Here is a 5478-nt window from a genome sequence, read left to right as displayed (position 1 = left end):
AATCACGGCTACACCGAGTGGTGCTTTGACTTTGCCGCTGGTTTGCTCCCCTCTCCCACGCAGTGGGAGAGGGGCCGGGGGAGAGGGCGGGCGCTCGTTACGCTGTCGTGCTGGAAACAACCGAAGGCTTCGCTTCAAGTGGCTCCTAGCGCCCCCCTGAGGGGAGCCCGCGGTCACCCGCTCGCTAGGCCGCCTTCTGCCGCATCGCAAACGCCCGCAGCGCCGCCGGCCGCGTCACGCAGCGCTGATGCCATTCGCCCAGGCTGGTGAAGCCCGCCGCGTCAAGATCCGCCAGCCGGTGCAACACCGACGCGACGTTCAGGTCCGCTACCGTGAAGACCTCGCCCAGCAGGTAGGGATGCCGCGCGCAGTGCGCATCCAGCACGCCCAGCGGCCTGCGCAGCGCCGCCAGCGCGCCCTCGGCCAGCGCCGGGTTGCGCTGCTCGGCCGGCAGCAGGCGGGTGTGCTGCGCACATTGGGTGGTGAGTGGCTCCACCATGGTGGCGGCCCACAGCGTCCATTGCAGGATATGGGCATCCTGCTCCGCGGTGCCGTTCCACAGGCCTAGTCCCGCGTGCTTGCGCGCCAGATGCAGGGTGATGGCGAGCGATTCGTAGATGAGCAGGCCGTCATCGTCGATGGCGGGCACCGTGCCGTTAGGATTGATCGCCAGGTAGGCGGGCGCCTTGACCGCTTCCGAGGCGTAGTGCAGCGCAATGTTCTCGTAAGGCAGGCCGAGCTCTTCTGCCGCCCAGATGGGGCGGATGGCGCGCGAGGCAGGGATGCCGTAGATCTTCAGGGTCACCGGTGGGGCTCCAGCGGGTTGGGTTTGGATGTTTGGGGATGTCTTGCAGGGACTACTCGCCCAGCGCGATGCCGTCCTTGCGCTTGTCCGAGGCACCGAGCAGGTCGCCGGAGGCATCGCGCATGACGATCTGCGCGCCGCCGAAATCGCTGCGGCCGCCGAGCTCGCCAAGGCCGGCGGGATCGCCGTAGCCCGCGTCGCGCAGGGCCTGCACGATGGCCTGCGGCATGCCGGCTTCGATCGCGAGCGCGGTGTCGGATTCCAGCCGCCAGCGTGGCGCGTCGAGCGCGGCTTGCAGCGGTTGCTGCCAGGCGGCCAGCCGCACCAGCAACTGCAACTGGCCTTGCGGTTGCATCAGGCCGCCGACCACGCCGAAGCCCGCGTGGAAGCGGCCATGGCGCAGCGCGGCGCCGGGCACCACCGTGTGGTAGGGGCGTTTGCCGGGGGCGGGGCCGTTGATGTGTCCAGGCCCGGCAAAGCCGAAGCCGCGGTTCTGCAGCACAAAGCCGCAGCCGGGCACGGCGATGCCCGAGCCGAAGCGCTTGAAGATGCTGGTCATCAGCGTGACTGCCAGCCCGTTGCGGTCCACCACCACGGTGCATACCGTGTTGCCGGCCGGGTCCGCCACGGTTTCCTTGGCGTACTGCATGGCGCGGCCCATGGCCTGCACCGTGCGCAGCACGGCCGCGGGATCGTCTTCACCCAGCATGTCCGGATCCAGCTCGCCGAGTTCATCCAGCGCGTGCAGGATGGCGACGCCGTGCGTATTGGGCGGACACTCCAGCACGGTCAGGCCGCAAAAGTTCGTGGAGACCGGCGTGCAGAAATCGCCCCGGTGCGCGGCGAAGTCCGCCGCAGCCAGCGCGCCGCCGGCGTTGCGGCTGGCCGTTTCGGCGGCGTGGGCGGGCTTGCCGAGGTAGTAGGCATCGGCCCCCTCGGCGGCGATGGCGGACAGCGTGGCGGCCAGCTCAGGGTTGCTGAAGGTCTCGCCGGCCGCTGGTGGACGGCCAGCGCGATAGAGCGCGGCGCAGACCGGGTCCTGGTGCAGCACGCGGTCGAACAGCGCCCATTCCCGCGCGGCTACCGCCGCTACCGCAAAGCCGTCGCGCGCCAGCGCAATGGCGGGCGCGAACAGGCGCCGCCATTCCAGCCGGCCGTAGCGGCGGTGCAGGTCCTCCCAGCCGCGTACCGCGCCGGGCGTGGTCAGCGAGAGTGCGTGGCGCTCGGGGATGCGCTGCCTGGGCAGGTCCGCCAGCGCGTGCATGGGAAACGCGGCGGGCGCGCGCCCCGTGCCGTTGTAGCTGAGCGCGTGGCCGTCGGGCTCGACGATCATGGCCAGCATGTCGCCGCCGATGCCCGTTGCCATCGGCTCCACCACGCCCAGGATGGCATCGGCCGCGAGCGCCGCGTCGATGGCGCTGCCGCCTTCGCGCAGCACCTGCAGCGCGGCCTCGGCGGCGAGCGGGTGGCCGGTGGCGACCATGCAGTGCGGCGCGCGCACGCCTTCGCCAGCGGTGGCGGAGGTGGCGGCGGGGCTGGCGGAAGCAGGAGTTGTCATGCGTAGCGCTCCAGGAGAATCAAAGCAATCGGGTTTGAAGCCATGGCGTGCGTGAGCGGCAACTCAGCGCCACAGCACCACCGCGCACATCGTCGATACCGCCAGTCCGGCCAGCACGGGCACCAGCAGCGCCCGCACCGCGTCGAGCACCGGCACGCGCGCAAAGCCGGTGATGGCCACCAGCGAGGACCACGCAATCAGCGTGCCGCCGCCGGTCCAGACCGCGCCCATCTGGCCCACCGCGCACAGCGTGGCGGCGTCGATGCCAACCGTCGGGCCCAGCGCGCCGGCTAGCGTGCCGGTGAGCGGCAGGCCGGCAAAGCCGGAGCCGTCGATGCCGGTGATCATGCCGACCAGCAGCACGCCAAAGGCCACCAGCACATGGTTGTTGGGGATCCACTGCTCGGCGCCCTGGATCAGCTCGAACAGCAGGCTGGGCGCATGGCCGGCGCCAAGGTGCAGGATCGCGCCGGCTGTGTCGCCCGCGCCGATGAAGAAGAAGCCCGCGATCGGCAGCACCGAGCCCATCGCCTTGAAGGCGAAGACAAAGCCGTCGGTGATGTGTTCCGCGCTGACATCCAGCATCTTGCGCGGGCCTTCGGCCGCCAGCGTGCACAAGATCATCAGCAGGGCCGCCATGCCGCCCACCATGGCGGCCGCCTCGCCGCCCTTGAGTTCGGCCATGCCCAGGCCAAGCTTGGGCACGACCATCAGGGCAATCACCGCGGCAAAAGCCAGCGGCGTCAGCACGGCGAAGGCCTTGGACCACTTGATCTGGCGCAACTCCACCATCGACAGGCTGCGGGCGATATTGGCAGCGGTGCCCAGCGGCTCGTGGTGCGCGGTGCCGCGCGCCAGCTCGGCTTTGTCGAAGCTGCCCGCGGCTTCGACGCTGGCCAGGATTGCGTCGGGCGCGCGGCCTTGCCAGCGGTCCAGGTGGCTGGCATGGGCGGGACGGATCTGGGCGCGGATGGAGAAGTACGCCATGGTCAGCGCGATGCCGCCCGTGATCAGCGACAGCACCAGCGCGCGGTCCGCCACCATGGCGGCACTGACGGCAGCCCCGGCGGCCTTGGCGCTGATGCCTGGCGCCACCCCGATCACATAGTCCGACGACAGCGCCGTGCCCTGGCCCGCGATGGCAATCGCCATGGCGCCCGCCAGCGGCGGCAGCCCGGCGGCGATGGCCGCCGGCAGCAGGATGGCGGACACCAGCGGAATGGCCGGCGTCGGCCAGAAGAACAGCGAGATGGTGTAGGTGATGGCGGCCAGCATGAAGTAGGCGGCATGGCCGTTCTTCATCACGGCGCGAAAGGGCTCCACCATGCGCACGTCGGAGCGCAGCGACTTGAGCGCGTTGAGCAGCGCCGTCATCAGCGCGATCACCAGGAAGATATTGAACAGCTCGCGCGCGGCCACAAAGCTGGCGTTGAAGATGCTGGCCAGCGCGCTGACCGGGCTATGGGTCCAGGCCAATGTGACGAGAAAGGTCGCGAGGATCGCGGGCACGACCACATTGGCGCGAAATACCATCGTGAGCACGATGGCGATGACGCCGGCGAGGTAGACCCAGTGGGCTGCGCCGATAGCGATATGTGATTCCATATGGGGGCTTGTCTCCTGTGCCGGCGTGGCTGGACGGGGGCTGCCGGTCTGCGCCGAAACGGCATCGTATCTGGCCTGGCGCTGCCGCCGCAATCATTGGCGTGGCAGCGCGGCGCGCAAGTGCGCTGCAGTTCCCGTAGGGGGCGCGGACCTATTCGGCGACGGACCCGGTGACCGGAACGGCGGCCTTGGCCGGGCTCGCCTGGGCTTCCCAGGACACGGCGATGTCGCCGTTGACGAAGGTCTGGCAGGCCATGCGGTAGCCCTCGCCAAATTGTGCCTCCGACAGGTGCTTGCGCTCTTTCGGCTTGATGGCGTCGGTGAACTCGAGCCCGCGCTCGATCTTGCACTTGCAGGTGCCGCACAGGCCACCGCCGCACTTGAAGGGGATGCCGCCTTTCTCGCGCAGGGAAACGCGCAGCAGGTTGCTGTTTTCGGGGGCGCTGACGATCTTGCCGTCGTTGCTGACAAAGGTGATTTCAATCATGGAAACGGTCCGATGGCATGAGGGGGCTGTCCGGCGCTGTGCCGGTCATACACGGTGGATTCAGTCGGCCACGCGCATGTCATTCACGCTTGACCAGCGTGATGTCCATGCTGCCGAAGGTGGCCAACCGCGTGAGCTCGTCGCGTGCGCCCTGCAGCGTGTCGAACTGCTCGAGGAACTTGGAGGGCACGTAGTTGACGGTGGGGGCAGGGCGGCTCGCGGCATCGACCTCTTCGCTGAACTCCTCCACTACCTTTACCTTCACCGGGTGCGCCAGCTCGGCGATGACGAAGTGCGCCGTCCTGCGGCCGTAGAAGAGATAGTCGTAAGCCTCGACGGCCACCAGCCCCTCTACCAGTTCGGTGCGAAACTGCCCCGGCTTGCTGCTGAGTATTACGTACATGACTGCGCTTGGTGGATGCTGATGGATTACTGCGCGTTGCCCGGGGCGCTGGCTTGCAGGGCATTCGTCGCGCCGCTGGCGGCGGCCGCGCTCTCTACCGGCAACTCGTCCTGGATCAGCTCGATGTCATGCTCCAGCCAGATCTGGCAGGTCAGGCGATAGCCCTGTTCCAGCCGCTCTCCAAGCTGCTTCTTTTCCTTCCAGTTCGGCGGCGGCAGGTGCTCGGCGCCGGCGATCACGCGGCACGCGCACTTGGAGCACTTGCCCATGCCGCACTCGTAGCGCAGGTTCGGATACGGAAACTGCTTGATCCCGGCGCGCACCACCAGGTTGGTGCTGGGCTTGACCTCATCCTCGAAGGTCTGGCCATTCTTGTGAAATACGACTTTAGGCATACAACGTTTCCGCAAGCGGTCTGTCAGGGGCGGCCGGGCGGATGCGCACCGGCCGCGCGTAATCGCGGGATCTGGCGGCTGCGTCAGGCAGCCATGTCCAGCTCAGGCAGGGGGATCTCCTGCGCGACGTAGTCGTGATACAGCGCGGTGGTGTAGAGCAGGCGCATCTGGGCGCCGATCTCGCAGATCTTCAGGCAGCGCTGCTGCAGCTCGGGCGTGTTGGCG

Annotated in this window: 6 protein-coding genes and 1 pseudogene; all 7 read right to left on the bottom strand. The window is 68.5% G+C overall.

Features of this window, described 5'->3' with window-relative positions; genetic code table 11:
* Positions 1–184: 184 nt before the first annotated feature.
* Complete coding sequence (locus ACYP5B_RS48910; protein ID WP_459574683.1) at positions 185–805, bottom strand: glutathione S-transferase family protein; 621 nt, start codon at positions 803–805, stop codon at positions 185–187.
* Between the two features lie 52 nt (positions 806–857).
* Positions 858–2363 (bottom strand): gamma-glutamyltransferase family protein, encoded by a 1506-nt coding sequence (locus tag ACYP5B_RS48905; protein ID WP_459574682.1) that lies wholly within the window; start codon positions 2361–2363, stop codon positions 858–860.
* 63 nt (positions 2364–2426) lie between these two features.
* Complete coding sequence (locus ACYP5B_RS48900) at positions 2427–3968, bottom strand: hypothetical protein (RefSeq protein ID WP_400096926.1); 1542 nt, start codon at positions 3966–3968, stop codon at positions 2427–2429.
* Between the two features lie 151 nt (positions 3969–4119).
* Positions 4120–4455, bottom strand: a complete 336-nt coding sequence (locus ACYP5B_RS48895) for a 2Fe-2S iron-sulfur cluster binding domain-containing protein (RefSeq protein ID WP_318236557.1) — start codon at positions 4453–4455, stop codon at positions 4120–4122.
* 79 nt (positions 4456–4534) lie between these two features.
* Complete coding sequence (locus ACYP5B_RS48890; RefSeq protein WP_318236556.1) at positions 4535–4858, bottom strand: ferredoxin; 324 nt, start codon at positions 4856–4858, stop codon at positions 4535–4537.
* Positions 4859–4884: 26 nt separating this feature from the next.
* Entirely contained in the window at positions 4885–5253 is a 369-nt protein-coding gene (locus ACYP5B_RS48885) for a 2Fe-2S iron-sulfur cluster-binding protein (RefSeq protein ID WP_318236555.1), read from the bottom strand.
* A gap of 83 nt (positions 5254–5336) precedes the next feature.
* Positions 5337–5478: pseudogene (locus ACYP5B_RS48880) on the bottom strand (iron-containing redox enzyme family protein); the annotation flags it as partial.

Source organism: Cupriavidus sp. 8B, assembly GCF_054589115.1.
This window is presented reverse-complemented; position numbering and strand designations above follow the sequence as displayed.

Bases quoted from the DNA above. Each gene is read 5' to 3' on its own strand.
- ACYP5B_RS48885 (WP_318236555.1), bottom strand. From the start codon at position 5,253: ATGCCTAAAGTCGTATTTCACAAGAATGGCCAGACCTTCGAGGATGAG.
- ACYP5B_RS48890 (WP_318236556.1), bottom strand. From the start codon at position 4,858: ATGTACGTAATACTCAGCAGCAAGCCGGGGCAGTTTCGCACCGAACTG.
- ACYP5B_RS48900 (WP_400096926.1), bottom strand. From the start codon at position 3,968: ATGGAATCACATATCGCTATCGGCGCAGCCCACTGGGTCTACCTCGCC.
- ACYP5B_RS48895 (WP_318236557.1), bottom strand. From the start codon at position 4,455: ATGATTGAAATCACCTTTGTCAGCAACGACGGCAAGATCGTCAGCGCC.
- ACYP5B_RS48905 (WP_459574682.1), bottom strand. From the start codon at position 2,363: ATGACAACTCCTGCTTCCGCCAGCCCCGCCGCCACCTCCGCCACCGCT.